The 24277-nt window shown below is 73.6% G+C and carries 17 protein-coding genes; 8 read left to right on the top strand and 9 right to left on the bottom strand.

The annotated features are described in order from the left end of the window. The first annotated feature begins 237 nt into the window (after positions 1 to 237). From BM076_RS33105 to BM076_RS33090, 4 genes are all read left to right on the top strand, one after another. Positions 238 to 1521 (top strand): S1 family peptidase, encoded by a 1284-nt coding sequence (locus BM076_RS33105; RefSeq protein ID WP_093717459.1) that lies wholly within the window; start codon positions 238 to 240, stop codon positions 1519 to 1521. Positions 1522 to 1930: 409 nt separating this feature from the next. Beyond that, positions 1931 to 2695: a glycine betaine ABC transporter substrate-binding protein gene (locus BM076_RS33100; RefSeq protein ID WP_093717481.1), complete on the top strand. Its 765-nt coding sequence runs from the start codon at positions 1931 to 1933 to the stop codon at positions 2693 to 2695. A 103-nt stretch (positions 2696 to 2798) separates the two neighbouring features. Further along, positions 2799 to 3317: a VOC family protein gene (locus BM076_RS33095; protein ID WP_093717458.1), complete on the top strand. Its 519-nt coding sequence runs from the start codon at positions 2799 to 2801 to the stop codon at positions 3315 to 3317. 275 nt (positions 3318 to 3592) lie between these two features. Beyond that, positions 3593 to 4378, top strand: coding sequence for a nuclear transport factor 2-like protein (locus tag BM076_RS33090; RefSeq protein ID WP_093717457.1), 786 nt, complete (start codon positions 3593 to 3595; stop codon positions 4376 to 4378). Between the two features lie 130 nt (positions 4379 to 4508). On the opposite strand, the gene BM076_RS33085 is transcribed toward BM076_RS33090, so the two are convergent. Continuing rightward, the gene (locus tag BM076_RS33085; RefSeq protein WP_093717480.1) at positions 4509 to 5573 is read right to left on the bottom strand and encodes a LuxR C-terminal-related transcriptional regulator; all 1065 of its coding nucleotides are present in this window, start codon (positions 5571 to 5573) and stop codon (positions 4509 to 4511) included. Between the two features lie 489 nt (positions 5574 to 6062). On the opposite strand from BM076_RS33085, the gene BM076_RS33080 reads away from it, so the two are divergent. Both BM076_RS33080 and BM076_RS33075 read left to right on the top strand, forming a co-directional pair. Continuing rightward, positions 6063 to 6284 carry a hypothetical protein gene (locus BM076_RS33080; RefSeq protein ID WP_177246738.1) on the top strand — a complete coding sequence of 74 codons (222 nt, stop codon included), beginning with the start codon at positions 6063 to 6065 and terminating at the stop codon, positions 6282 to 6284. A gap of 27 nt (positions 6285 to 6311) precedes the next feature. Then, complete coding sequence (locus BM076_RS33075) at positions 6312 to 6935, top strand: response regulator (protein ID WP_093717455.1); 624 nt, start codon at positions 6312 to 6314, stop codon at positions 6933 to 6935. 76 nt (positions 6936 to 7011) lie between these two features. On the opposite strand, the gene BM076_RS33070 is transcribed toward BM076_RS33075, so the two are convergent. The 8 genes from BM076_RS33070 to BM076_RS36935 all read right to left on the bottom strand — a co-directional run bounded on the left by BM076_RS33070 (position 7012) and on the right by BM076_RS36935 (position 21894). Beyond that, complete coding sequence (locus BM076_RS33070) at positions 7012 to 8556, bottom strand: SagB/ThcOx family dehydrogenase (RefSeq protein ID WP_093717454.1); 1545 nt, start codon at positions 8554 to 8556, stop codon at positions 7012 to 7014. A 117-nt stretch (positions 8557 to 8673) separates the two neighbouring features. Next, complete coding sequence (locus BM076_RS33065) at positions 8674 to 10989, bottom strand: TOMM precursor leader peptide-binding protein (protein WP_093717453.1); 2316 nt, start codon at positions 10987 to 10989, stop codon at positions 8674 to 8676. Positions 10990 to 11108: 119 nt separating this feature from the next. Beyond that, positions 11109 to 14525, bottom strand: coding sequence for a type 2 lanthipeptide synthetase LanM (locus BM076_RS33060; RefSeq protein ID WP_093717452.1), 3417 nt, complete (start codon positions 14523 to 14525; stop codon positions 11109 to 11111). 1 nt (position 14526) lies between these two features. Continuing rightward, positions 14527 to 16785 carry an ATP-binding cassette domain-containing protein gene (locus BM076_RS33055; protein WP_143120709.1) on the bottom strand — a complete coding sequence of 753 codons (2259 nt, stop codon included), beginning with the start codon at positions 16783 to 16785 and terminating at the stop codon, positions 14527 to 14529. Further along, positions 16782 to 19343, bottom strand: a complete 2562-nt coding sequence (locus BM076_RS33050; RefSeq protein ID WP_093717450.1) for an ATP-binding cassette domain-containing protein — start codon at positions 19341 to 19343, stop codon at positions 16782 to 16784. Before BM076_RS33050 ends, BM076_RS33055 begins: the two co-directional genes overlap by 4 nt. Beyond that, positions 19340 to 20149, bottom strand: a complete 810-nt coding sequence (locus BM076_RS33045; RefSeq protein ID WP_093717449.1) for an acetyl-CoA carboxylase biotin carboxyl carrier protein subunit — start codon at positions 20147 to 20149, stop codon at positions 19340 to 19342. Before BM076_RS33045 ends, BM076_RS33050 begins: the two co-directional genes overlap by 4 nt. Then, the gene (locus tag BM076_RS33040; RefSeq protein WP_107417013.1) at positions 20146 to 21456 is read right to left on the bottom strand and encodes a cytochrome P450; all 1311 of its coding nucleotides are present in this window, start codon (positions 21454 to 21456) and stop codon (positions 20146 to 20148) included. Before BM076_RS33040 ends, BM076_RS33045 begins: the two co-directional genes overlap by 4 nt. A gap of 276 nt (positions 21457 to 21732) precedes the next feature. Beyond that, complete coding sequence (locus BM076_RS36935) at positions 21733 to 21894, bottom strand: hypothetical protein (RefSeq protein WP_177246737.1); 162 nt, start codon at positions 21892 to 21894, stop codon at positions 21733 to 21735. Positions 21895 to 22187: 293 nt separating this feature from the next. Here BM076_RS36935 and BM076_RS33035 point away from each other — a divergent pair, with 293 nt between their 5' ends. Together BM076_RS33035 and BM076_RS33030 are read left to right on the top strand one after the other, a co-directional pair. Continuing rightward, positions 22188 to 23204 (top strand): ABC transporter ATP-binding protein, encoded by a 1017-nt coding sequence (locus BM076_RS33035; protein WP_093717447.1) that lies wholly within the window; start codon positions 22188 to 22190, stop codon positions 23202 to 23204. Then, on the top strand, positions 23201 to 24097 hold the full coding sequence (locus BM076_RS33030; RefSeq protein ID WP_093717446.1) for an ABC transporter permease: 897 nt from the start codon (positions 23201 to 23203) through the stop codon (positions 24095 to 24097). Before BM076_RS33035 ends, BM076_RS33030 begins: the two co-directional genes overlap by 4 nt. Positions 24098 to 24277 lie beyond the last annotated feature (180 nt).

The following is a 24277-nucleotide window of genomic DNA, read 5'->3' as shown; positions in this document are numbered from 1 at the left end:
GACCGGCGGGCCGGGACGCGGTGTGCGGCGCGTGGCGCTCCGGTGTCGTCCGGTCCCGGGGCGGGCCGTCGCGCCGGTCGCCGCCGCGAGTCTTCGTGAACCTCCCGGCGCGGGGGTCCGTCTTGTAGTCATGCAGGCCCGGTGAGGCCGCGCGAGGCGACGGCCCGCGCTCCACCGGCGCGGAGATGCGGCCACCCGATCCCGGAGCACGGGAAACGACAGAACGGTTGATAGGACATGTCACGAAACAGGCGCGGTAGGGCGATCAGGTTCACCGCCGTCGGCGCGGCGTTCGCGGGGGCGGCCGTCCTCGCGGTGGCGGGATGCTCCACCGGGGATTCCGGCGGCGGCAAGGCCGCGGCGCCCGCGCCTGCCGCCGCGGCGAGCGCGTCGCCGTCCGGCTCCGGCTCCGACCGGACGGCGGAGGCCGTGAAGGCCGTGGCCAAGTCCCTCGGCGTGAGCGAGGACCAGGCCCGCCAACGGCTGATCCACCAGGCGTCGATGGTCGATCTCAACACCAAGGTCAGCACGGCGCTCAAGCCCGAGTGGAGCGCGGGCACCTGGCTCGACAGCACCACCGGCGACCTGACCGTGGCCGTCACCAACGAGAAGCGGGCCGCCCAGATGCGCGCGGCACACGCCGTACCGCGGATCGTCCGCTACTCCGCCGACGACCTGAGCGCCATACGTGCCCGCGTCCAGCAACGGCTCGAACAGAACTCGGTACCGAGCGCGGAGACCTACGTCGAGGCCAAGAGCAATGTCCTCGTCGTCGAGGCCCAGCGGTCCGACCTGCCGCAGACGGTCATCGACGAGCTCAAGGACGAGTTCAAGGACGCCATCGACGTCCGGCTGCGCGACCAACCGGTCGAGTCGGCCTCGATCAGCGGTGGGGACCGGATCGATAACTCTCAGGCCATCTGCTCCGACGGCTGGTGGGTCCGCAACGCGCAGAGCCAGAACTTCGTGCTGACCGCCGGGCACTGCGCCTTCGGCAAGTCGGACCCGACCTGGAAGGCCGACGGGCAGACGCTCGGACAGGTGCAGACGTTCCGCCGCGACAGCGAGGACTGGGCGCTGATCCATGTCACGGACGACAATGTCGCCCGCCAGCTCTCGACCGACATCCCGGTCAGTGCCACGGAGTCGCTCACCATCGCCTCCGAACTGCGCTCCCCGAGCGACTTCCCGCCCGGCTCCATCGTCTGCAAGCGCGGTGTGACCACCGGCTTCACCTGCGGACCGATCATCGCCAACGGCGTCACACAGCAGATCGACGATCCCGCGACGGGTTACGTCCTCCAGGGTGCGACCCGGGTGAAACTCGTGAGCGACCACGGCGACAGCGGCGGTGCGGTGTTCGCCATCGACCCGAGCGGCGCCACCAACAGCGTCATCGCGCTCGGCCTGCTCAGTGCCGGCAGCGAGGGGAACGACCCCGCCACCGACAACATGTGGTTCCAGCCGCTGAAGCCAGTGCTCGACGAGACCGGCACGCTGCTGGTGGCCTCGCCCAACTGAACCGCCTACGCACCCGTGTCCCGTGCCCACCGCCGAACGATGGGCCGGGACACGGCCGTGTTCCCCTCCCCATTTCCATTCCCGTCACCGACTACGGGCCGTGCGGCACGAATGGGGGCCGGCCGCCGCCGCGGCGGCAGACGTCCACTCCCCGGCCGACCGCTCCACCGGCCGCAACCGCCCGCCACGCACACCCGACGCGCTGTGCGCGTACACCGGAGACGATCCGCCCTCGGAGGTGATCGGCCGTCATGGCCCTGACTTCTTTCCCTTCAACCACCGCGCCGAGCGGGACTCGGTCGTCGTCGCGTCCACCGGTCGGCCCAAGGCCGCGCCGAAGCGGACCACACCGCCCGAGGACCGCATGCCGGGGCTCCGCCGCGGGCCCGATTCTGGAGGTGCACGCCGGATGAGCCGCCCCCTTCGCGTCGGACACATAAAGCTGTCCTTCCACGACGCCGCGTCCGAGCAGGTCGAACTCGTCCTGCGGTCGCACGGCCACGAGATCGAACGGTCGGCCGCGCCGCACAAGGAGATGTTCGCCGCCCTCGGCCGCGGCGGGGTCGACCTGCTCGTGGCGGCCTGGCTGCCGTGGAGCCACGGCGCCTACTACGCCGAGATCGCCGACCTGGTACGCCCCGTCACGGTGCTCTACCAGCCCCAGGCGATCTGGGCGGTGCCCGATTACGTGCCCGCCGAGGTGGTCTCCATCGAGGACCTGCTGCGCCCGCCCGCGCTCGACCGGATGGACCGGCTCATCCAGGGCATGGCGCCCGGCGCCGGAATCAGCGAGATGTCGCCACTGGCGGTACGGGCGTACGGGCTCGACGCGGCCGGCTACCACTTCGAGAACGGGACCGAGGACGACTGTCTCGGCCGGCTGGTGGCGGCGGTCGCGGAACGGAAGTGGATCGTCGTGCCCTTCTGGCGGCCCCAGGCTCTGCACCGGCGGCTGAACCTCCGGCATCTCGCCGACCCCAAGGCCGTGCTCGGTGGCACGGACAACGCGACCGTGCTGGTGCGCAAGGACGCGGAAGACCTCGTCGGCCTGGCCGCGCTGGCCGACCTGGCCGGGCTCCACCTGGGCAACCCGCTGGTGGAACTGCTGGACGAGAAGGTGCGCCGGCGCGCATCGAACCCCTACACCGACTACTCGCGCCCGCCCGCCGGCTAGGCCGCGCCCCACGGGCCGCCCACGACCGAAGTCGCGGCAGCCGACGTATTGCACTGCCCCACCCCTGTCCTTTAAAGTTCAAGTACTTTATCGGAGGGTGGATATGCTGAATCTTCGACTGAATCACGCGGTGCTCTTCGTGAGCGATCTTCGGGTGAGTGTCGACTTCTATCGCGATGTGCTCGGTTTCACCTATTCCGCGCACGGGGACGATCGGCCGGGCGCCGCCTTCTTGCGGGCGCCCGGCTCCGCGAACGATCACGATCTGGGGCTATTCCAGGTGGGTCCGCAGGCAGCGTCCTCGGCCGTCCGGGAACGGGCCGTCGGGCTTTACCACTTGGCCTGGGAGGTCGAGACGCTGGACGCCCTGGAGTCGGTTCGCGAGAAACTTCTCGCGGCCGGTTCGCTGCGGGGCGCGTCGAACCACGGGCTCTCGAAATCCCTCTACGCGCAGGACCCGGACGGTCTGGAGTTCGAAATCGTCTGGATCGTGCCCGCGCAGCTGGCCGCACCTCACGACCTGGCGGTGGGAAGAACGATCCTTCCGCTCGACATCGAGGCGGAAGTGGCCACATACGGCCGCCACACGCCGGGCGGCCACGCCTCGGTGGCGTCGCGGTGAGCGAGGAAAACGCCGACACGGACGCCGATTCCGGCTGCGCACGAAGGGAAAAGAGAATGCGCCACACCACGCCCGCCTCGGCGGCGACGGATCCCGCGGGCACCTCCTCGCGACGCGGAGTACTGCGGGGAGCCGTGGGGGGAGGAGCCGTCCTCGCGGTCTCGGCCCTCGCGGCCGGCGGCGCCCGAGCCGATTCCGGCGGCGGCGACCGGACCGCTTCTCGGTTGCTCGAAGGCTTTTTCCGGGCCAAAAGCGCTCGTGATCCTTCCGCCGCCATGTCGTACTTCTCCCGGCGGTCGACCACCTATATCGATGCCACGGTTGGCTGGTCCTTCCCGACCTGGCAGTCGCTCCACGACCTGTTCGCCAATTACATGCCGAACTGGCCCTCGCGGAACGCCTCCACCGTGACGAGAATCGTGGGCGGCGACAGCGGAGCCGTCGCCTTCTTCACGAACAAGCCCGGCGTTTTCGGCGCGTCGGAGATACGGGCCGCCGGCGTGGTCGACATCCGGAACGGGAAGATCGAGCGATGGGTCGACTACTGGGACGGAAGGCACTTCGGCATATCGGCGACGGACGGCCTCCGGCTCCCGCAGAACCAATGGCCCTCCGACTTCGGGGAACGGTCGGTCGGAGAACGCGCGCATCCCGCGATGAAACGCACGGTGAGCACCATGGTCAGGGCCCTGCGGACGAGGGACGCGGACGCGCTGACCGGAATTCTCGCCGATGACGTCACATTCGAGGACCTCACCGCCCACGTCGTCGTGGCGGGCCGGAGAAGCGTCGTCTCCTACATGACCGGGCGCGGCGGAAACAGCGGAACCAGCGGACCCGGCGCGGTCGTACCGGAAGACCTGACCGTACGGCACGTGGTCGGCGGCGCCGTCGGCGGAGGCTACGAGTGGGTCTCCGCCGGCGGCCCCGTCCCGCGCGGCGTGGTGGCGGTCGAGACCGACGGCAAGGGAGCGGTCACCCGTCTCACCTCGATGTGGGACGGCTCTCTGGTGAGCGCTTCGGTCCTCACCTCGCTCGGGGTCCGCTCGATCGAGACATAGCCACGGCCGCCGCCCCGTCCCCGCGGCGGGACCGCCGCGGGGAATGGCATTCGGGAATGCCGTCAGGGATGTTCGGGGCAAGATTGCCGGTCTTGGCGGGGCTGTTTGCGGAGGTGGCCGTAAACGGGAGTCAATGCGAATTCTCGGCAATCCGCTTCGGTGTCGTGATGTCGGTGTGCGGAGCGGTCGGGGCGGTGGGTGGGGTGTCGCCGAGCCAGCCGAGGGCGGCGACTTTGATACCCGCTTGGAAACGGCTGCGGGAGTCCATACGGGTCATCAGGGCGGACATCATGCGGCGGACAGTGCGCAGGGATACGCCGAGGCGTTGGGCGGCGCGTTCGTCGGTCAGGCCGTCGGCGAGGAGTTGGAGCAACTGGCGTTCCTGGTCGGTGAGTCCGTGGGTGTCGCGCTGGGCGGCCTCGCCGAGGGGGCGGGCGCGGGTCCAGACCTGCTCGAACAGGGCGCAGAGTGCGGCCAGTATGCCGGGGCTGCGCAGCAGGACCGCGCCCTTGCCCGGGTCGTCGGGGTCGAGCGGGACGACGGCGGTAGAGCCGTCGGCGATGATCATGCGCAGCGGCAGGGCGGGCACGGTGCGTACGGTGCCGCCGAGTTCGTTGAGCCACTCGGCGTACTGCACGGTGGCCTGGTCGTTGCGGACGCTGTCGAGGTAGACGGTGCGCATGCGCACGCCGCGGCGCAGGCTCTGCAGGTCGAGTTCGCGGCTGGCCGCCATGACCGCGGCGGGCTGCGGTCCGCCGGGGGCGAAGGAGAGCACCTCGGCCACGGCGTCGGCGGCGAGTTGTTCGAGCCGGTCGCGTACGTCCTGGAGGCCGGAGATGACCTCCACGCCCGAGGCGGACGAACTCTGGTGCACCAGGGCGTATTCGGCGATGAGCCCGGCCAACGCGCCGCGGCTGCGCTCCAGTTCGGACTGGCGGCGGGCCGCGTCCGCCTCCTGGCGGGCCAGCAGGGCCGCGAGCCCGGCTTCCGGATTGACCGCGCGCCAGCGCCCCGTGGTGCCGGGCGGGCGCACCAGTGCCAGGTCGGCGAGCCGTTCCAGGGAGCCGAGGACGCTGTCCTCGGCGAGCGCCAGGCGCTCGGCGATCTGCGGCGGCCCGCTGTCCGGATGGAGCAGCAGCACCCGGTAGACGGACTCCGCGACGGCGTCCAGGCCGAAGGGCTGGTGATCCCTCACCGGCCGCACGCCCCGGTCGTTCTTTCTCCTGTGGTCATCAGGATTTCCCCCATGCCGTTCAGGCGTTCCGGGCGGTCGCTCTCCCGGAACGCACTCCCGATCGCGCGGAGCGCAAGCTTAGCGGAATGACGGAAAATCGAAAATGAAATCAGGTGGCCGGCGTTTGTCCGGAACACATCCCGGCACTTACGACCATCATTCCGCTTGCGTCCGCCCATTCACTGTTCGTCACACACGTCACGCGGACAACAGATGGCTTCATGGGACACGTATCGTGCTGGCATCAGAGTGCCAGGGCATCGTGGTGCCAGCTTCGGGTGATGACACCTGTCACTTCTCCGGGCCATGCTCAATGTGTCGGCAGGGGCCGCCGGAAATCGACCGGCCGGCCGGGACCGGCGGAAGGGCACCGCACCGCGGGCCTTCCGTTCCAGCACTCAGGTACTCCGAGGGGATGTGGGCACCGCCATGAAGCGAATCGCCGGATTTGTGACCATTGCCACGCTTTCGTGCACCGTGCTGGGCGGCGTCGCCGCCGTGACCTCCGTCATACCGGGTGCGCCGGCGCACACCGCCCACGTACTGGCCGACGGCGACGACGGGCTCCCGACCCCGCCGCCCGCCACCACCGACCCGTGTTCGCTGCCCGTCCCGCTCCCCGGCATCACCTGCCCGAACCCGAACAACCCCGACACCTGGGGCTGGGGCTGAGACACCGAGGAAGCCGGAGGCATTCCGATGACCACCGCCACCGCCGTGATCAGTGTGCTGCTCGCCGACGGGCACCGTCTCTTCCGGTCCGCGCTCGCCGCGCTGCTCGACCGGGAGGCCGACCTCAGTGTCGTCGCCGAGGCCGCGTGGGGCGACGACGCCCTCCAGGAAGCGGAGTTGCACCGGCCCGATGTCGCGCTGCTCGACCTCGACCTGCCCGGGATGCCCGCGCTGGACGTGGCCGCCGCGTGCCACGAGCGGACGCCCGGCACGCACGTCCTGCTGCTGACCGCCTTCGCCCGCCCGGCCGACGTCAAACGCGCGCTCGCCGACGGGGTCGACGGAGTCCTGCTCAAGGACCTCGCGCCCGGCCGGCTGCTGTCCGCGGTCCGCGCCCTGGCCGCGGGCGACCAGGTCTACGAACCGTCCCTGGTGCAGGACGCGGTACGCGCCAGGCCCGGCGGCCCGACGCCCCGCGAGACGACGGTGCTGCGGATGGTCGCCGAGGGCAGCAGCATCGCGGAGGTCGCCAAGTCGCTGTCCCTGTCGCAGGGCACGGTACGCAACCATGTGTCGTCGGTGATCGGCAGGACCGGCGCCCGCAATCGCATCGACGCGATCAGGATCGCCCGCGAGAGCGGCTGGCTCTGACGGTCCCCGCCGTCAACTCACGCACTACAGGGACACGTTCAGCCACACCCGCAACTACTGTTGTACGTACGCCTCTTCAGCCCGCCTCCCCCCGCGAGTCGGCCACGACGTCCACGAATTCCGTGCCGACCGCCGCGGGTCCCGGGCGGCTGCCGATGAGGAACTCCCCCACCGAGGACTCCGCCGTCCAGTCGAGCCCGAGCGCCCGCGCCGCCGCGTCGGTGTCGCCGGAGCCGAGCCCGCACGGGCCGAGCCCCATGGCCGTCGCCACCAGATACAGCGTCTGGTACAGCACGCCCACGTGCTTGAGGGTGAGCGCGTAGGCGATCTGGCTGTACTTCCACGACAGCCTCCCGAACCGGGAGGTCACCGTGATCAGCACCTGCGGTTCCACCGTACGGTTGGTGGCCCGCCAGGCCGCCGTCAGCAGCTCGCGGAACGCCGCCTCGTCGGCCGCGCCGCCCCAGTGGCGCGGGTGGAGGCGGTGCGCCGCCGCGTCGTAGCGGTAGACGCCCGGCGCCAGGCCCTCGCACTGCGCCACCGAGAGGTAGACCTCAAGCTCACCGGTCGAACCGCCCGCCGGATAGGGCCGGTCGACGACGTCGTACGCGGTCGGCGACTGCGGGTCGCCGGGGATGACCCGGCGGATCCGGGCCGCGCGGTAGAGGAGTTCGCCGAGCTGGGTGACCGTCACCGGCTCGTCGCCGTACGAGCGCACCGAGCGGCGGCCCTCCAGCACTTCGGTGAACGACGGTTCGCAGGCGAGGACTTGGTCCCAGTCGGGCACGGGCAGGTCGATGCCCGGGCCGTGTTCGCGCGGACCCGCGCCGGGCACGGCAGGCACCTGCGGCTGGTCGGGGTGGGCGAAGATGCCGCCGCTGAGGTAGTCGTGGCGGCCGGGCCTGCTGCGGGAGTGGAACAGCAGGTCGTGGAAGTCCCACAACGCCGGGTCGGCGCCCTCCTCCTCGGCGGTCGGCTCCAGGAAGCCGGCGCCCGCCAGCAGTCCGGCCAGCGCCTCGCCCTCCGCGACCGGCAGCCCGACCGCCGCCGCGGCCTCCGCGATCGTGCGCGGCGAGGTCAGCGCGGCGACGAACGCCCCGGCCAGCGGCCGGCACAGCGTCACCCGGTAGGAGGCCAGCGGGGATTCGACGACGCAGGCGTCCGGCCCGTGGTCGGGCAGCCGGCGCAGATACGCGAAACGGGACAGGACGACGGTGAGGTGCGGCGGCGGCCCGGCCGGGGCGGGCGCGGGCAGCGTCGCGGAGCGCGCGATGGGCACGGCGGTCGCCAGCGGCTCGCCGTCGGCACCCGCGAGCACCGAGGTGACCAGGAACGGGAAACGGTCGAGCAGCCGCAACAGCCGGACGCCGGCGGGGTGTTCGGCCAGCTCGCGCGGATCGGCGTCGGCCGCGGCGGCCCCTTCGAGCAGCGCGACGGTGTCCGCGCCGAGGCCGTGCACCCGCTGGCGGCCCCAGGGGTGGGTGAGATCGACGTCGTCGCCGTCGGGTTCGACCTGCACGTCGGCGCGCAGCCGCAGCAGCCGGCGGGGCCGGCCCGCGGGGTCGTCGTCGGCGGCGGGCGAGGTGAACGGAGTGAACGGGGGGTCGTGGACCACGGTCATGGCGCACCTCTCAAGGGTCGCGGGGAACAGCGGAAGAACGGAAGAACGTGTACGGCGGGAGCAGCGGGGCGGGCACGGCCCGTGGGTCAACGGGCCTGCCCAACACCAGAGTTGGCGTCAGATGAAGATGGCGGTCGGATTGAGATCGGCCTCGGCGGTGGGCGCGTCGAGCCAGCCCAGCTCGACCGGTACGTCGTAGAGGCGGCCGGGCGCGAACCGCGCCCAGAAGTGCCGCATGCCGGGGACGACGACCTTGGCGACGGGCAGACCGACGTCGGGCCGGGTGTGGTCGAGCACCAGCATCTCCATCCCCCGTTCCTCCACCAGCCGTTGGGCCAGCGCCAGGTCGTCGGCGAGGTCGTCGCCCGCGAGCGACGGCCAGCGGCCGGGTCCGGCCGGGGCGGCGGTGCGGTCCGGCAGCAGATAGGGCTGGTTGGCGACGGTCGCGGTCGTCCACCACGCCTTCTGCTCCGGGTCGGCGCCCGCGTACGTGACGGTGCCCTCGGGGCCGTGGCCCGCGACCGGCGCGAGGAACTGGTTCATCTCGGTCAGCGCCCGGGTGAGCGCGATGTGCGGGTCCAGATGCGCGCCGAACGCGATCAGGACGTCCTCGGCCGGCTTGTCGGTGCGCCGCGAGAACGCGCCGACCACCGGCACACCCAGGTCGGAGGTGAGGTCGAGCGCCCAGATCTCCCGGTGCAGCCCCGCGTAGACCTCGCGCATCCGGTCGATGTACGGGTCGCCGAAGGCGTCCAGGTCGACGGCCGGGCGCCGGACGCGGTTGTACCACCACAGGGCGACCGCGTCGCGCTCGACGAGTTCGAGGAAGCCCTGGAGCGCGGCGTCCTCGAAGGACGTGCCGGCCGCCGAGCCGTTGGAGTCGCCCATCGCGAAGAAGGGCGAGCGGTGCCGGTAGCCGTAGTAGAGGTTCATGGTGGGCAGCCAGCGGGTGCGCTGCTGGGTCAGCGACCAGGCGGGCGACCATTCGATCGGCACGTCCTCGCGGAAGCGCTCGGGCACGGTGTTGAACATCGAGCGGCGCGCGTTCCAGCGGTCCCGCTCGGCGTACTGCCGTTCGCTGAACAGCAGGCTGCTCGCGGGGTGCACGGCCGCGTCGCCCAACTCCTCGTAGCTGGCGGTGCGTCGGGCCTCGTCGCCCTGGTGGACGCCGGAGTAGCGCTCCATGGCCTCGCCCATCGCGCTGGCCCTGGCCTGGACGTCGGTGCGGCCCTTGCCGCAGCTCACCGACCGCAGTCCGGTACGCAGTTGGCGCAGGTCGCCGACCTGCCGGGCCAGATTCTGGCCGGCGATGTACACGCGCAGCCCTGACGGGGTGTTCTCGGCCGGCACGAGAGTGGTCACCACGCCGGTGACGGGGCTGAGTTGGGGGCGGTAGGTGGCGAGCATCTCCTCCGGTGTGGTGGAACGGTGGCCGCCGTCGCCGGTGAAGACCTTGGGACGGGGGACGAAGCGGACCGGCTCCAGCTGCCTGCGCGCCATCAACTCCGCGTCGCCGCAGGCCGGGCACTGCGGACGGCGTACGAGCTGGTGGCGTTCGGCCTCCAGCGTCACCGTGTCGAGCGTGAAGACCCCGGCCGCCTCGGGCCGTGCCCCGGCCAGCCACTTGGCGGCCTCGACGACGGCCAGGTGCGTACCGGTCGCCGCGGTGGCGGGCAGTCCCGCGACGGCGGTCGACAGCGGTTCGTCGCGGCCGAGCCGGTGCTGGAGGTAGCTGAGCGACTGGCGGTTGGCCGACAGGCGGTGCGCGAGGCACTGCCAGCAGCCGGTGCCTTCCGCGGACTCGCCCACAGCGCCGTCCGGGACGAAGACGTCCGGGACGAAGACCGGTCCCGTCCAGACGATCGAGCCGACCGGGCGGGCGATCAGCCACGGGACGCCGTCGGCGAGCGCCTGCCGGTTGCGGGCCTCAAGGCCCGGGTGAAGGTAGTCGTCCACGAGGGCGATCACCAAGTCGGCCGCCGCGTCGCTTCCCTGATTGACCGTCACTTGGCGTACGCCGACCGCCCGCAGGGCCTGCGCGTACGGTTCGGCGTCGACCCGCCCGAAGGTCTCGATCCGTACGGTCGCCGCCGCGAGGGCGGCGAGGGCGGTGTCGCCGTCCAGGCCCGCCATCTCGAAGAAGGCGGCGGCCGACCGGTCGGCGGCAGGGTCGGTGGCGGCGACCCAGCCGCCGTCGACCAGCCGGTCCAGCGCCCCGCGCACCCGGTCGCCGGGCACGGTCCCGGACAGCTCCGCGCCGATCTGCTCGGCAGTGCGGCTGCCGTCGAGCAACGGGGCCAGCAGCTCGGCCAGTCGACCGGACACGGTGCACACCCCGCGCTCCGACACCAGGTAGACGGCTTCCCCGTCCACGACGAAGGACGTGAAGTGGCGCTTGAAACCGACGGTGGGGACGAGCGGGTTCTCGGTCATGACGGTTCCTCCTCCCGTGGCAACGGGGTCGGATCGGTCCGTACGGGACGGGCGTCGGGTACGGGGAGGTCGGTGGGTACGGGACGGGACGGGCGTCGGATCTGCGGAGGTCGTGGGCGTCAGCGCAGGGTGGCGAGGGAGGCGGTGCCCGGATCGAGCAGGCGGAGCAGCAGCAGGCCGACGGCCGGAGTGCCGTTCAGCGCACCGAGGTTGATCCGGTCGGCCGCGACCCGGTCGCCGAACCAGCCGCCGCTCACGCGCCGCCGCCGCAGCAGTTCGCCGACCAGCGCGGTGGCGGCCTCGCGGCCGTCGTAGAAGGGTCCCGGCAGCAGGGCGGGCCGGCCCTCGGGCAGCGAGTGCACGAGGCCGAGTTCGGCGGCGGTGAGTGCCTCGCCCGCGGTCGCGACCAGCTCGGCCGTCCCCAGGCCCGCCACCTGTGCGAGGCCCACGGGGGCGGCCAGCAGGCCGAGTTGGCGGGAGTCGAGGGCCGCCGCGCCGAGCGAGACGGCGACATCCAGGCAGGCGAGCCGGCCGCTGCGGGTGACGTCGAAGCGGTGCTCGCGGACCAGGGTGCGGACCGCCTCGGGGTCGGCCAGCAGCTCCGGGGCCTGGCCCAGGGTGCGGGCCAGTGCGGCGGCGACGCTGTCGGCGCCGCCGGGCACCAGGTCCAGCAGCCTTGTCGCGCCGGTGAAGCGGGGCGCGGCCGGTCCGGTGAGCTGCGCGACGGCGGACGCGGCCAGGTCGCGGATGCCGCGCTCGACCGCCTCATCGGGCGCGGACAGTGCCTCGCGCAGCCGCAGCAGATTGAGCAGCAGGCCCGCGGTGCCCAAGGGCACGTCCTGGTACGGCGCGGGCGTCTGCCGGGCGGCGCGCCCCGTGGGGGCCGCGGCCAGGGCGACGGCGCCGGGTACCAGGGCGCGGGCCTTCGCCAGGAAGGCGGGCTCGTCGAGGAGTTGGCCGCCGCGGGCGAGCGCGTGAATGAGCGCGCCGGGACCGGCGAAGCCGCCGGGCACGGGTGCGCCGAGCGCGAGCCGCCCGTCGGTGGCGAAGGTGAAGGCGTGCGGGGCGGCCGGGTCCACCAGCCGGGCCGCGGCCGAGAGCGTCTCGTGCGCGGCGGCGCGGAAACGCGGCTCGCCGGTCGCGGTCCACAGGTCGGCCAGGAACAGCGCGGCGCCGACCGAGCTGGTGAGCAGGTCGACCCCGCCCAGCACCTCGATCTGCCGCAGGCCGGTGAGCGGGTACCAGCTCTGGCCGATCCAGCCGCTGCCCTCGGCGGTGGTGTGCCTGTCGGCGAGCAGCCGGTCGCCGAGCCGTACGGCCTCGGCCAGCACGTCGCCGCGGGTCGGCGGCGCGTACGGGGTGGCGTTCGCGGCGGGCGTGGGCCGCACCGCCGAGCCGCCGAGCGCCGCGTCGAGGCAGCCGGTCAGCACGGCGGTGTGCCACTCCAGGTCGAAGTCGGCCAACTCCTCTACGCGGCCCATCAGTCGGAGCCATCCGGTGCTCTGGAAGTGCCCGGGGATCTCCCGGCCGTGCACGGTGAAGACGGACGAGGATGTGGTGAGCGAGCGGAAGAAGGGGATGTCCAGCTCGCGGAAGGAGTCCAGTTCGGACAGCACCACTTCCAGCAGGTCGTCGCGTTCCGGGTCGCCGGCGCGGGCGGAGACGGCGCCGCGCAGCGCCCCGGCGATCACCGTCTCGCGGGTGGCGCCGTCGGTCAGCGCGAGCGGGCTGCTGGAGGCGTTGAGGATCTTGTAGCCGTCCCAGGTGTGCCGCCAGATGTAGCGCACCCACACCCCGCGGAAGCCCGCCAACGGGCCGTTCTCGTCGGCCAGTTCGGTGCGCATCGCGCGCAGCGCGCGGTGCATCGCCCGGTAGCCGTCGATGACTTCCGCGGTGTACTGCCACGGGTCGGCCGTCCGCCCGTCGTGCACCGGCCGGTACGGGGGCAGCGGCAGCGTCGGCGCGTCCGGGTCGCCGTCCCAGCCGCCGGCCCGGGTGAGGCAGCCGATGTCGAGCGCGGGCTGGTCCTTGGCGGCCACCCACGGCTGGGCGGCCATCGCGGTGCGGACGACGGTGGCCTCCAGGACATCGAGCAGGCCGCGCTGTCCCGCGGGCAGGGCGGGAGGTGTCCGCACCCTCGGGTAGAGCAGGCACTCCAGGTCGGTGATGACCGGGTGCTCGCCGCTGGCCAGCAGATTGTCCGCCCACAGGTCGCGGCCTTCGAGCAGCTGCACCAGGCGGATCGTCATGCCGAGCCTGCGGTAGAAGCGGGCGAAGCCGGCGGTGTCGGCGCACGGGTCGGCGGCGACCAGCTCCTCCCAGCCGTACTCGCTCTCGCAGTCGGTGGCCAGCGCGCCGCCGAGGCCGCCGTCGCCGTGGTCGCTGCGCGGCAGCACCGTACGGGTCGGCAGGTCGAGCAGGCCGGACCCGGGGTGCGCGGCGGCGTACGCGTTGAGGTGCGCGACGACCTCCATGTACGCGGTGCCGTGCCGCATGTCCTTGGGCTTGTAGACCACGGCCTGGCCCCCGGCGAAGTGCAGCAGCGCCACGGAACGGCCGCCGGCGTGCCGGTCGCCCGCGTCGCCGCGGACGGACGCCAGGGCGCCCGGGTCCTGCCCGTCCCAGAGCGTGTCGCGCAGCAGCGCGCGGTCGGCGGCCAGGCGCGCGAACATCTCCAGGGTCACCCGCTGCCAGTTGCGGCAGACGACGCCGATCAGATAGCCGAGCGCGGGAAGCCGTTCCAGGCGGGCGAGCCAGCCCTGCGCGGAGGCGTCGAGGCCGCTGTGGCCGTCCCAGTCGTCGGCGCCGATCAGGCCGGTGGCGGCCTGGAGTTCGTGGCAGAAGGAGAGGCGGCACGCCTCGGTGAGCCGGCCCACGAGGTTGCCGTACAGGTCGTCGAGGGCGCCGCGCTCCACCGGTACGCCCAGCACGCCGCCGAGCGGTGCGGGCACCAACTCGCCCGCGGCGCGCCGGAAGGAAGCGGTGAGCGCGCCCGCGGCGGCGGTCGCCGCGTCCGGCGCGGCGGGCTGGGCGCGCAGGAAGGAGGCCAGCGCCTGCGCCCAGTCCGGCAGCCGTTCCGGGTCGCGCAGGGCGACCTTGCGCAGCCCGCTGCCGAGGGGGCGGCCGGTGGCCGCCAGGTGGTCGAGCAGCACCGCCGCACTGGCCTGGTCACCGGCGGCGCGCTGCAGCCACGTGCGCAGTGTGGCATTGGCGGCGGCCCGGTCCTCGGGCGGCTCGGTGGTGAACAGGGCGGTGGTTGAGGGTAGTTGGGGGGCGGACGCGGTGCGGTCGGGCGGTGTGGCGCCGGGTGACGCGAGGTCGGGCCGAGTGGTACCGGGGGCGGTGGTCGTGGGCGGCGCGGCGGCGGCCCGGTCGGGGAAGGCGGCGGCCTCCGCGATGACCGCGCGCAGCCGCTCGTCGCCGCGGTGGACGCCGGGCAACAGGCCCGCGTCCGTACGGGAGGAGCCGGCGGGACGGGGGGAATCGGCGGAGGCGGCGCCCGAGGCGGGCGTCCAAGCCTCGATGTCGAGCGTCATCTCACAGCTCCTGGGGTCGGACGAGACGGGTGAACAGCGGGTCGGAGTCGAGCAGGGAGTCGTAGCTGCCCTCGGCCGTCACACGGCCGCGGTCCAGCACGTAGATGCGGTCGGCGCGCCGGATGGTGCTCAGCCGGTGCGCGATCACCACGCGGGTACGGTCCAGCGCGGCGATGCCGTCCGCGACATGGCGCTGGGTGGCGTTGTCCAGGGCGGACGTCGCCTCGTCGAGCAGCAGGACGGCGGGGCGGCGGACCAGGGCGCGGGCCAGCAGCAGGCGTTGCACCTGGCCGCCGGAGAAGCCCTGCGCGTCCTCGCCGACGCGGGTGCCGAGGCCGAGCGGCAGCCTCCGCAAGTCGGCTGCGATCCCGGCGAGTTCGGCCGCCGCCCAGATGTCGGGCTCGGTGACGTCGGGGTCGGTGCCCGCCAGATTCTCCAGCAGACTGCCGCGCAGCAGCTTGCCGTTCTGCAGCACGGTGCCCAACTGCCGCCGCACCAGCCGGACATCGAGTCCTGCCAGGTCCTGGCCGTCGTAGCGTACGGTGCCGGTGTCGGGGTGCTCGAAGCCGAGCAGGACGCGGACGAGGGTGGATTTGCCGGCGCCCGACGGGCCGACGACGGCGACCATCTCGCCCGGCTCGGCGTGCAGGCTGACCCCGTCCAGGGCCTGGGCGCCCGCGCCGGGGTAGCCGAAGGAGACGGCCTCCAGGGCGATCGCGCCGCGCAGTTCGCCGGGGTCGGCGTGGCCGCGGGCGGCGGGCGTACGGCGGCCGGGGGCGGCGGGTCCCGCGCCGGGTCCGTCCGGGGCCGTCGCGGCGCCCGCGCTCTCGGCGGGTTCGGCGAGGATCGGGCGGAGCCGGTCGAGGACGGGGGCGATGCCGTACGCGGTCGCCGCCGCGTGCGTCACCTGGCCGAGGGCCAGGGCGACTTGGCCGGCGGCGATGCCCGCCGCCATCAGCCGTCCCGCGCTCGTACCGCCGCCCTCGGCCATGGCACCGGCCAGCAGCGCCGCGAGCAGCAGCGGCTGGAGGGCCGTGGTGAGCGCCGCCGAGTACGCGTCGGTGCGCATCGCGGCGGCGTCGGCGCGTTTCTGGGCGGCGAAGGGGGTGGCCCAGCGGGCGAACGCCTGGATCTCGCGGCCCGCGGTCTGGAGCTTGTCGATGCCGAGCATGAGGCCGTAGAGGGTGCCGTGCAGGCGGCCGTGCAGCGCGTAGACCTGCGACTCGTAGCGCTGGCGGCGGCGGCCGAGGGCGATCAGGACGGCGGTCACCAGCAGGGCGGCGGCCAGCAGCAGGCCGCCGAGCGTGAGGTCCACGGCGAGCAGTACGACGAGGCCGCTCATGGAGAAGAACGCGCCGAGGACCGCGCCGACCAGCACTTCGGAGAGGGCCTGCCGGGCCTCGGCGATGGCGTTGGCGCGGTGCACCAGGTCGCCGGTGCTGAAGTCCCGGAAGAAGCGGGCGTCGTGGTCCAACAGGCGGTCCCAGACGGCCGGTTCGAGGGCGGCCTGGAGGCGGCCGGTGAGGCGTACGGCGACGGTGTTGCGGACCAGGAGCAGCAGGCCGGCCGAGAGGGCGACGGCCGTCAGCAGGACGGCGAGCCACCGTACGGGGTGGCTGCCGGCCGCGACCAGTTTCGGCATCAGCAGGCCGGTGCTCAGCGGCACCAGCAGGCCGAGGACCGCCGAGGCGAGGCCGGCCGCCGCGAGCACCGCCACGTCCCGGCGGGCGCCGGGCGCGGTCAGCGCGAACCTCAGCAGCGCGCCGGGGGTCGGTGTGCCCGCGGGCAGCGGCCGGTACAGCAGATACGCCCGGCGGCTCACCGCCGGCCCGTTCCGCCGCCGCCCGCGGCCCACCGCCGGCAGCGCGACGGGCAGGCCGCTTTCGGCGTCGAAGCCGATCATCGGGCCGGTGATCCGCGTGATGTCCCCGCGGCCCGTACCAGGACCGGCCTCCGGCAGCGTCACCTGCCGCCATCTGATCCCCTGCTGCCGCAGCAGCGCGATCAGCGGATCGCGGGCCGCCCGCACCCCGGGCGGCACCCCGTCCGGCGCGACCCGCCCGAGCCCCGGTGCCACCGCCCGGTACGCGGCGAGCGCCGCCGCCACCGCGTCCGCCTCACCGGCGTCGCGATGACGTCGGGCGTCCCGTCCACCGGAGAGCGTCGCCAACGCCTCGTCGAGGGCTGCCTTGTTGGCGGCGGCCGTCCTGGGCAGATCTGCCAACGACCTTGCGGCAAGGGCATCCTGAGTGATCGTCATGACGCGCTCCCTGTCGTGCCGGTGGCCGCGCGGCGGCCGGTGTCGTCCGTGTTCCCGGGCCTCCCGCGACCCACCGCGCCGTCGGCGACTCCTGCCGCGGCCTCCTCCTCGCCTGCGGCCGATGCCTCCTCGTCCGACTCCGTCAGAAGGTCGCGGTAGGGGCCGTCGACGGCGGCGAGGGTCGCGGGGGTGCCGTGCTGGACGATGCGGCCGGCGTCGAGGACGATCACGCGGTCGGCGGATTTGATGGTGCTGAGGCGGTGGGCGAGGACGAGGCAGGTGGTGCCGCGGCGGCGGAGGTGGTGGGTGACCAGGGCCTCGGTGCGGGCGTCGAGGGCGGAGGTGGCCTCGTCGAGGACGAGGAGGACCGGGTCGAGGGCGAGGGCGCGGGCGAGTTCGAGGCGCTGGCGTTCGCCGCCGGACAGATTGCGGGCGCCTTCGTCGACGGTGCCGCCGTCGAGTCCGCCGCGTGAGCGGACGAGGTCGGCGGCCTCCGCATCGGCGAGCGCCCGGTGCAGGGCGGCCTCGTCGGCGGCGGGGTTCCAGAGCGTGAGATTGTCCCGGAAGGTGCCCTCGAAGAGCCGCAACTGCTGTTCCACGTACGCGACATGGGTGGTGACCAGGGCGCGCGGCACCTGTTCGCGCGGCTGCCCGTCGAGCAGCACCTCGCCGGACCACGGCCGCAGCACCCCGGCGGCGAGCCGCGCCAGCGTGGACTTGCCGCTGCCGGAGCCGCCGACGACAGCGACCCACTCGCCGGGCCGTACCGTCAGCGACACCCCGGAGAGCGTCGGCGGCCGGTTGGGGTCGTAGCCGAAGTCGACGTCCCGCAGTTCGAGGCCGCCGCGCAGCCCGGCCGGGCCCTCGGGCGCGTCGAGCACCGGGGTCAGATACGGGTCGGGCTCGGTGTGCTCGACGTCCTCCAGCAGCGCGGTCTGCGCCCGGGCGACGGTCAACTCCGAGCCGATGCCGACGAGTTGCGCGACCGGCAGCAGGAAGCCGTTGAGCAGCAGCAGATACGCGAGCAGCGTCCCGACCGGCAGCGAGCCGGCGAGCAGCAGCGACGTACCGGCGACCACGACGACCGCGCTCGCCGCCGTGTTGAGCGCGGTCGGCAGGGTCAGCGGGGTGACCACGGCGGCGGCCAGCGTCTGCGCGGTGTCCATGGCGCGCGCCTGCCAGCCCGCCCAGGCGCGGAAGAAGGACTCCTCGGCGCCCTCGGCCTTGATGGTCTCCATCGCGGACACCCCGGCGAAGGCGACGCCGTCCCGTTTGTACTGCTCGGAGTGGAGCCGGTGCAGCATGCCGCCGCGCCGTTTGGCGGCGAGCCGCAGCGCGAGCACGTCGAGGACGGCGACGGCCGCGGGCACCACCGACAGTTTCGGCGACAGCCACACCAGCGCGGCGAGGTTGACCGCCGCCCCGGCCGCCGCGGCGGCGGCGCCCGCGGCCCGGTAGGACAGCAGCGAGGCGAGTCCGTCGTTCATCTGGACGCGGGTGACCAGGCCGCCGAGCTGGCGGCGGTGGAAGAAGGAGCCGGGCAGCCGCAGCATCCGCCACAGGAAGGCCGACGACGAGCGCGCGGCCATCGACTCCAGCACCCGGTTGACCAGCGACTGCTGCACCCAGGTGCCGAGCAGCACCGCGCCCGCCGTGCCCGCGGTGGCCAGCACCAGCGGCAACGCCCAGTCGTGCGCGCCGCCTTCGGTGACATGCGTGAGATACGCGCGCAGAAGGAAGGACGCGGCGACCGCGGGAAGGGTCAGCAGGACAGCGGTGAGGACGGCGAGCAGCAGCGCGGGCGCGTACGGGCGGACCCGTGCGGCCAGCGCGCGCAGGAAGGGGAAGCGGACGCCGCCGAGTGCGAAGTCCGGGCCGGGCGCGAAGCCCACCGCGATGCCCGCGAAGGACTCCCAGAAGGTCTCGGGGGTGGTGCTGTAGGAGCCGAGCGACGGGTCGTTGACGTACACGCGCCCGCGCCGTATGCCTTCGTAGACCGCGAAGTGCGGTCCCGACAGCAGCACCATGGACGGCACGGTGACGGCGTCGAGGCCGAGCAGCGGGCCTTCGCCGCGTACGACGCGCCGGCCCTTGGCCGTCAGGCCGTAGCGCTTGGCGGCGCGCACCACCGCGGCGGCGCTGACGCCGTCGCGGGACACACCGCAGGCGCGGGACGCCTCGTGCAGGGTGGTGCGGCGGCCGAAGGCGCCGAGCACGACGGCCAGGCAGGCGGCGCCGCAGTCCTGCTCCTCCATCTGCGGCACGATCGGCGTCCGCAGGTGGCGGCGGGGCCGGCGGCGCAGCCGGTCCCGGAGCGTACGGGCGGGCGGGCCCGCCGGAGCGGTACGGCGGCCCCGCCCGCCCTGTCCCGGGACCGACTCGCCCTCGGGGGCGGGCTGTTCGGCGGGCGCGGCACCGTCCTCGGTACGGCGCCGGGCCCGTGTTGTGCCGATCCCGGCCGGCGCGTCGTCGGTGGCGGCGGGCGCGTTCTCCGTACGCCGCCCGGGGGTCGCGTCGTCGGTGCCCGCGGGTGCGGGTGGGCGGATGTCGAGGGTCATCGGCCGGCTCCCGTCGCGTCGAGCAGCACCTGGTAGGGGTGGCGGGCGCCGAGGTCGACGACCGCGTCAACGGCGGTGGGCACCTGTGCGGCGGCGGTCAACTCGGCGCTGTGGCCGACCGGTTGGGCGTACACCGTCCATACGGGCGTGGCGCCGTCGGTGGGCACGCCGGGTACGGGGACGGGGAGCGTGCCGTTGAGGGTGTCGGCGCGCGACGGGTACGGGGCCACGGAGGTGATCCGGAGCGTCACCGTGCCGTTCCGCAAGGGGAGTTGGACGCTCTGGCCGAGTTCGAGGCGGCCCAGCTGACCGGTGTCGGCGACGAAGAGCCGTACGGTGGCGGGCCCGCCGCTCGGGTCGAGGGCGATCACCCCGGTGCCGGCGACGGTCGGGCCGCCGGGTGCGGTGAGGACGGCGGTGACGGTGCCGTCGGCGGGGGCGGTGAGATCGGTCGGCGGGCCGTCGCCCGCCAGGACGGCGAGGGTCTGGCCCTTGGTGACCCGGCTGCCGGGGGCGACGAGCACGCGCTGTACGGAGCCGGGTGCCTCGGCCCTGGCCACCACGGGCGCGGCGCCGTGCGCGAGGACGCCGTGCAGCGTCATGGTGTGCGGCAGCGCGCCGGTCACGCCCCACGCAGTGCCGGCGCCGATCAGCAGCACCAGCGCGGCGACCGCCAGCCACAGCCGGCCGCCGATCAGCCGCACGGGGCGGTCCAGGCCGGGCTCGACGGCGGCGGTGGGCAGCGGGGCCGGGCCCGCTGCGCGTTCGGTTCCGGTCCGGGCCTCGGGCTCCACGGTGGTGGTCATCGCGCACCCGCTCCCGCACCGACGGTCTCCCGGCCGCCCGGGCCGCTCCCGGGCCCGTACGGTGGCGGCGCGGCGACCGGCGCCGGGTCAACCGCACGGCGTGGGCTGAGGATCGGCAGCGAGCGCAGGCCGCCGAAGACGAACTGCTCGCTCCACGGGGCGGTTTCCTCGGTCAGCGGGGTGCTGACCGTCCGCTCGGCGCCGGCCGCGGCCAGCAGCCGCAGGACGGCGCCGCCGGCCATCAGCGACAGGGGGGCGCCGAGGCAGTGGTGCGGCCCGTGGCCGAAGGCGAGGTGTCGCCGTTCGGCGCGGGCCGGGTCGAAGCGGTCCGGGTCGGGGAAGCGGCGCGGGTCGCGGTTGGCCGCCGCGTACAGCAGCAGCGTCACCGTGCCGGCGGGCAGGACGGTGCCGGCCACCGGGACGTCGCCGGTCAGCGCGCGGGCGCTGGCCCGTACCGGGCTGCCGAGGCGCTGGCACTCGTCGAACACCGCCTCGGCCGTCTCGGGCCGGTCGCGGACGAGGTCGAGCGCGCCGGGCGTGGTCAGCGAGTGCCAGACGGCCACGGCGAGTCCGGAGGTGAGCGTCTCCAGGCCGTTGGCGAGCAGCATCACGACGAAGGCGAGCAGGTCGTCGGAGTCGATCTTCCCGGCGGCGCGGGCCACCGTGAGTTTGCTGATCAGGTCGTCGCCGGGGTCGGCGGCGCGGCGCGCGCACAACTCCTCGACGTAGTCGCGGAATTCCTCGAACTCCGCGTCGAAGGCGGCGGTCTCCTCCGGCCCGGCGTGCGGGTCGAGCAGCGAGCGGGCGACGAGCGCGGCCCAGCCGGTGACCCGGTGCCGGTCGTGCTCGGGGATGTCGAGGATCGCGCAGGAGACCGCCACCGGCAGCGGTACGGCGAAGTCCGCGACCATGTCGAACGAGCCTGCGGCGAGCAGCGGTTCGAGCAGCCGCTCGGCGGTGTCGGTGATCCGGCCCCTGATCGCGTCGAGCCGGCGCGCGCTGAAGGCCGCCGTGGCCAGCCGCTTGAGCCGGGAGTGGTCGGCGCCGTCGCGCAACGGCAGCATCCGCGCGACGACTTCGGCCAGCCGGGACGTGCCGGGGCGGGCGATGCCGACGGCGGCCGGGTCCACGACGGTGCCGGGGTGCATGAGGACGGTGACGATCTCGTCGTAGCCGGAGACCACGGTGACCCGTCCCAGGTCGAGCACGGGGGCCTCGGTGAGCAGACGTCGGTAGAGCCGGGGCGGATCGTGGCGCGCGGCCGGGCTCTGGATGAACCGCGCGAGCTCGTGCCGGAGGCTGTCCATCCCGGCGCTCCTTGTCCTGTTGTCCTGGTCGGATCCTGGTCGGGGGCAAGTCGGTGCTGGAGAAGGGGGATTGAGAAGGGTCTGCGGGGGCGGGAGCACCTGGTGCAGGCGAGGCGACGGGGGTGCCGCGGCAGGGGGCGAGGGCATCGCCCCCTGGCCGCGGCACTGGTCCCTCACGTCACGCCGGGTCGCCGGCGTGCGGTCGTGCACCAGTGGTGCGCCCTGATCCGGTCGTGCGTCGTACCGTTCCGTTCAGTGCGCGGCCGTGCCGTCAGCTCAGTTGGAGAGCGAGCTGAAGGACGAGACCGGGCAGGCCGCGGAGGCCAGCGAGCTGACGCTCAGACCGCCGGAGACCGAGTCCAGCTCCTCGACCTCGATGTCGAACTGCTCGGTGCCCTCGGCCGCGGGGGTCTCGACGATCTCCTGGTTGTCCGCCATGACGGTTTCCCTTCGCTGGGTCCGGAACGCTTTTCCCGGGGCTTTTCCCCGGCCGTTCCGGCGACGAGACAAATATGCATCGCATTCCCGTTCGCACATCAGTGGGAGACGTCATCGATTCGCGATGGAAAATGTCACACGGCCCGGCCATGACATTTTGCACCCCTCCCGCCGGGCGTACGTCACCCTCCCCAGAAGACCATGAATCAGCAGGTCAGAGCAGCTATGACGGAGCCAGGGGAAAGCGCGGTACGGCCTTGCCACGCGCCCCGGAATTCCTGCACTCTGTATTCATGAGAGAAAATCCCACCTTCCGGCAGAAAGACCGGAGCACGAGTCCCGCCGTGGACGTGCGGGAACTCCAGCAGTTCTACGGAACGTACGAGGCGGTGCGCGGTGTCTCGTTCACCGTCGCGCGGGGCGAGCTGTTCGCCCTGCTCGGTACCAACGGCGCGGGCAAGACCACCACGCTGGAGGTGATGGAGGGGTATCGCGCGCCGGGCGCCGGCACGGTCCGGGTGCTCGGCCTCGACCCGTACCGCGACGGGCCGCAGGTGCGCCGCCGGATCGGCGTGATGCTCCAGGAGGGCGGTTTCTTCCCGGAGTTGACGGTGCGGGAGACGGTCGACTGCTGGCGCGGCTTCATCAGCGGCGCCCGCAGGACCCGGGAGGTGCTCGACCAGGTCGATCTGGCCGGGCGCGCCGGCGTCCGCGTCGGCCAGCTCTCCGGCGGCGAGCGCCGCCGGCTCGACCTGGCGCTCGCCGTGCTCAACGGGCCGGAACTGCTCTTCCTGGACGAGCCGACCACCGGCATGGACCCCGAGGCCCGCCGCAACACCTGGCGGCTGGTCGAGGAGCTGCGGGCGAACGGCACCACGGTGGTGCTGACCACCCACTACCTGGAGGAGGCGCAGCAGCTCGCCGACCGCGTCGCGATCATGACGCGCGGCCGGATCGCCGCCGCCGGGACCGTCGCCGACGTGCTGTCCGGGCGCGGCGCCACCATCACCTTCCGGGTCCCGGCCGGTCTGCGCGCCGACGACCTCCCCGCGCTCCCGGCCCCCGGCGGCGCGCCCGCGCTGACCGGCGGGGATCAGGGGGTGCCGCGGACCGCCACGTACGCGGTGGACCGCACCGGGCCCGCGCTGGCCGCCCTGCATCGCTGGGCCGCCGGGCGGGACGTCGAACTCGACGGCATCGAGGTGCGCACCGCCTCCCTCGAAGACGTCTTCCTGGCGCTCGCGGAAGAGGGCGGGACCGCGCGGGCGGAACAGACCGAACAGGCCGGACGGAAGGCGGGCATCCGATGACCGACACCCATCTGCGGGCGGGCGGCGCCGTACGCCGTCGTCCGGCGCCGACCGCTCCCGATGCGGCGGCGGCTCCGTCGCGGATCCGCGCCCTCGGCTACTTCCGTGGTCAATTCCTGCTGTCCTGGCGGGTGTTCTGGCGCAACCGGCGCTCGACCTTCATCGGATTCCTGCTCCCCGTCCTGCTCGACCTGGTGGTGGCGGCACCGCTGCGGGACCGCACGATCGGCGGGGTGAACGCCGCCGGCTACACCACGATCGGCTTCATCGGCCTGGCGATGGTCACCTCCTTCGTCAATCTGCTCACCGCGGTGGTGTCCCGGCGCGACGAGCTGGTGCTCAAGCGGCTGCGCGGTACGGAGGTGCCGCCGTGGGCCGTCTTCGCCGGGCAGCTGGCGGGCGGCGCGGTGGTGCTGCTGATCCAGACGGTGATCCTCGGCGGGGTGTCGGTGGTGTGGTTCCACGCGCCGCCGCCCGCCGACCCGGTGCTCTTCCTGGTGGCGCTGGCGGCCGGCTACCTGGTCTTCGGGCTGCTGGCGCTCGCCCTGTCCGGCTTCACCCCGGGCACGGAGACCGCTCCCCTGGTCGCCACGCCGGTACTGCTGCTGTGCATGTTCGGCGCGGGCGTCTTCACCCCGCTCCAGTCGCTGCCCGGGCCGCTGCGCCCGCTCGCCGCCGACCTGCCGCTGGCGCCGGTGATCAAGGCGCTGCGCACCGGCTGGTTCGGGCGCGGCTTCGGCCACGAGACCTGGGACGGCGCCGCCCTGCACCGGCTGGGCGTACTGGACGGCTGGCAGTCCGCCGGGCCGAGCCTGCTGATCACGGCCGCGTGGGCGGCGGCGGCCGTCATGGTCACCCGGCGCCGCTTCCGCTGGGAGCCGCGCCGGGACTGAGATCCCGGGTCCGGGGCGGCATCGGCATCGGCATCGGCATCGGCATCGGGACGGCGGTATCGGGGCGGAAAAAATAATTCCGCCCGGGTGTCGATTCCGGGGCGGGCCGTTCGACGCGTATGCAGAGGGGCGGAGAGCAGCCCCCAGGACGGACCCGCCGTCCGCACCGAGAAGGGACGA

The organism is Actinacidiphila alni, from assembly GCF_900112845.1.
GTDB classification, from domain to species: domain Bacteria; phylum Actinomycetota; class Actinomycetes; order Streptomycetales; family Streptomycetaceae; genus Actinacidiphila; species Actinacidiphila alni.
This window is presented reverse-complemented; position numbering and strand designations above follow the sequence as displayed.